Below are 3,138 nucleotides of genomic sequence, written 5' to 3'. Positions count from 1 at the left end.
CTTTTCGCCTCTTTATATCTTCCCCAATTATTTGCACCAGAACCAGATTTATTATGTTAATCCTAAATGTTCACGGAAGGTATGACCTTCATATTTCTTTCTGAAAATACCTCTTTTTTGCATTTCAGGAACAATTAGTTCAACAAAGTCTTCTAAACTACCGGGTAATGTAGGAGGCATAAGATTAAATCCGTCAGCCACACCAGCTTCAAACCAGACTTCCATCTGATCCACAATTTCGTCGGGTGTACCTATCAGCGTGTGATGTCCACCGCCTGCATTAAGATATCCTAATAATTCTCTTACTGTAGGTTGTGTATCATTAATAATTTCTAGTATCGTTTCGTAACGTCCAACTGGACCAGTAAATTCTTCTACTGGGAGTAATTGAGGTACTTCTTTATCAATTTCCCACTTAGAACAGTCTTGTTGAATAAAGAAACTCAACTGTTTTAAAGCTGTTTCAAGAGGTAATTGCTCATCTAATGCTGCTTTTTTGGCTAAAGCTTCTTCATGAGTATGACCTACATAGGTTACTAAGCCTGGAAATACTTTAATATGTCTATTGCTGTCTTCGCTTTGTTTAACTTGTTCATCTAATTTTTTACGAAATTTTTTTGCTTGCTTTAAGTTCCACGACACTGAATAGACTGCATCGGCATATTTTGCGGCTAATGCAATGCCTTGTTTAGATGCCCCTGCTTGCATTGATACTGGTTTGCCTTGCGGACTTTTTGGCGTAGTGGATGGGCCATACACTTTAAAATAGGTACCATCGTGATTAAAAGGCTGAATGTTTGAAGGATTTATCAATTTTCTTTCTTCTCGATGATGTAGAAACTCATTACTGTCCCATGAAAGAAATAACTTATTCATTAAAGCAGCGAATTCATCTGCCTTCTCATAGCGTTTGTCATGAGAAGGTAGTTCTTCCATACTATGATTTAACGCCTCTAAATCAGTCATTGACGTAACGAGATTCCAACCAACACGTCCTTTTGTAATATGGTCTAAACTTAATAGTTGTCGTGAAGCTGTGAAAGGATTAGAAAAAGTACTTGAAATTGTTGAAACTAATCCCACATGATTTGTCACTTGAGAAATAGCAGTTAAATTGACTACTGGATCAAACCAAAATGCTGGCATATCACTAGAATCTTTACCTTGAAATGATTGATTATCAGCAAAGAATACTGCGTCAAAGTAACCTTTTTCTGCTAACCGCGCTAAATATTGGTAATAATAAATGTCTCCAATACGTTCAACGCTTGAGTCAGGCATTAACCAAGCAGCTTGATGGTGTCCACAACCATACAGCAAAACACCTAAGTGTAGTTTTTTTTCTTTAGTTTTTGTCATTTGTTTACACCTCAAAATACATCATTATTAATTGTCTTGTATACTCCTTTTTTTGAAGGATTATCTATGGTAATTTAAGCTATTAGTTCATTGTCAAACCGCCATCTACTGTGAAATTTTGACCTGTAATACCGTTCGCATTTTCCGAAGATAAATAAGCGACCATATTGGCTACATCTTGAGGTGTGGTCACCTTCTTCAATGGCGTTGATTGAGCAATTAAATCGAATACTTCTGGTGTTGTAACAGCACTGGCGTCAGTCGTTTTTAATAATCCACCTGAAACTACATTCGCTTTTATACCATATAGTCCTAATTCAGAAGCGATATTACGTGTAAAACCTATTAATCCAGCTTTAGCTGTTGTATATTCGTGGTAGGGTACAACAGGATTTTGATATAAATTAGTACCTATACTTATAATACTTCCATTTTGTCGTTCAATAAATTGAGGTATGACGCTTTGAACTACATTAAATGCTGCTTTTAAAGTACCATCTAGTTGTTTTTGATAATCATCCCAAGTGAGTTCTGTGAAGGTTTTCTGTTTGTTTGGATCAAATTTGAAGTCTACTAATGCATTGTTGACTACAACATCTATTTGACCAAAATATTCCGTTGCTTTTTTTATCAATTTATCTACTTCTTTACGATTTGTTACATCAGCCTGAATTGCAATAGCATTCTCTTCACCAATCTCAGAAACGAGCTTCTCAGCAGCATCTTTGCTTTTATAGTAATTGATAACCACTTGAAATCCTTGTTGTGCCAATGTCTTTACAATAGTTGCTCCTAAACCTCTACTACTACCTGTTACTAATACTGTTCTAGTCATCATAACAACTCCTATATTTTTAATTTTGATGAAACTTAAATAATAAAATGATAGATAAAATAAAAAATACGCAACCTTCCCATAGGAAAGTTGCGTAAAAACAAATAACTACATATTAAGAATAAGGCATAATCGCTCTTTAAGTATGTATTAGAGTTTACACTTTCCTACGCTAGTTTCAGCTAGTTCAGGTTCAAAGGGTTTGAGGTAATACTCATCTCAGTTAAATAACACCCCTAGTGCATATATTTAAGTTATATTCAATATATAGTTTTTAGAAATTTACGTCAAGGAAATATGGCTAGTTAAAGTATTTCTATAACTTTGTTATTCTAAAATTAACATGTTATATCTTCTTTCATAACTAATCTATAGTATTATTATAAAAAACTTAGACATTTTTTTGTAGAGGGAAAATTAAAAGGTTCTGGTGCAAAAACTTCAAGACAGTTGCAAATCATCTTTAAATCTTGGAAATACTGATACTATTACTCTAAAAAAGGTGCGTGATCAGTATGGAAAAGCAACATTTATTCAAGTGGAAACATTATCATCATGATATTATTTTACAAACAGTAAGATGGTACCTACGGTACAACTTGAGCTTTCGGGATTTGGTAGAATTGATGGAGGTACGGGGCTTATCCATTGCTCATACAACGATCATGCGTTGGGTTCATCAGTATGGTCCTGAACTAGACAAACGAATCCGTCGTCATCTCAAGCAAACCAATGACTCTTGGAGAGTCGATGAAACCTATATCAAAGTAAAAAGTCAATGGATGTACCTGTATCGTGCTGTTGATTCGAAAGGAAATACCATCGATTTTTACCTAAGCAAAACAAGAAATCACAAGACTGCAAAGCAGTTCTTCAAGAAAGCTTTGCAGTCTTTTCATAATTCTGAGCCTCGTGTCGTGACAGTCGATAAGAATCCGGCTTAC

Annotated in this window: 3 protein-coding genes and 1 riboswitch; of the genes, 1 reads left to right on the top strand and 2 read right to left on the bottom strand. The window is 34.9% G+C overall.

Annotated elements, in window-relative coordinates:
• Positions 1-51: 51 nt before the first annotated feature.
• Complete coding sequence (locus AWH49_RS17860; RefSeq protein WP_063966825.1) at positions 52-1,359, bottom strand: LLM class flavin-dependent oxidoreductase; 1,308 nt, start codon at positions 1,357-1,359, stop codon at positions 52-54.
• Positions 1,360-1,441: 82 nt separating this feature from the next.
• Positions 1,442-2,194, bottom strand: coding sequence for a 3-oxoacyl-ACP reductase (locus AWH49_RS17855; RefSeq protein WP_018393116.1), 753 nt, complete (start codon positions 2,192-2,194; stop codon positions 1,442-1,444).
• 147 nt (positions 2,195-2,341) lie between these two features.
• Positions 2,342-2,442: riboswitch (TPP riboswitch) on the bottom strand.
• Positions 2,443-2,709: 267 nt separating this feature from the next.
• Between AWH49_RS17855 and AWH49_RS17850 the strand changes: the two genes are divergently transcribed.
• Positions 2,710-3,138, top strand: a 429-nt coding sequence (locus AWH49_RS17850) for an IS6 family transposase (RefSeq protein WP_063966824.1), incomplete at its 3' end; no start/stop codon positions are given.

The sequence above is a fragment of the Domibacillus aminovorans genome (genome assembly GCF_001643235.1).
In the GTDB taxonomy this organism is placed as follows: Bacteria; Bacillota; Bacilli; order Bacillales; family Domibacillaceae; genus Domibacillus; species Domibacillus aminovorans.
This window is presented reverse-complemented; position numbering and strand designations above follow the sequence as displayed.

What these genes read in the sequence shown, in the direction of transcription:
- AWH49_RS17860 (WP_063966825.1), bottom strand. Translation starts at nt 1,359, where the DNA reads ATGACAAAAACTAAAGAAAAAAAACTACACTTAGGTGTTTTGCTGTAT.
- AWH49_RS17855 (WP_018393116.1), bottom strand. Translation starts at nt 2,194, where the DNA reads ATGACTAGAACAGTATTAGTAACAGGTAGTAGTAGAGGTTTAGGAGCA.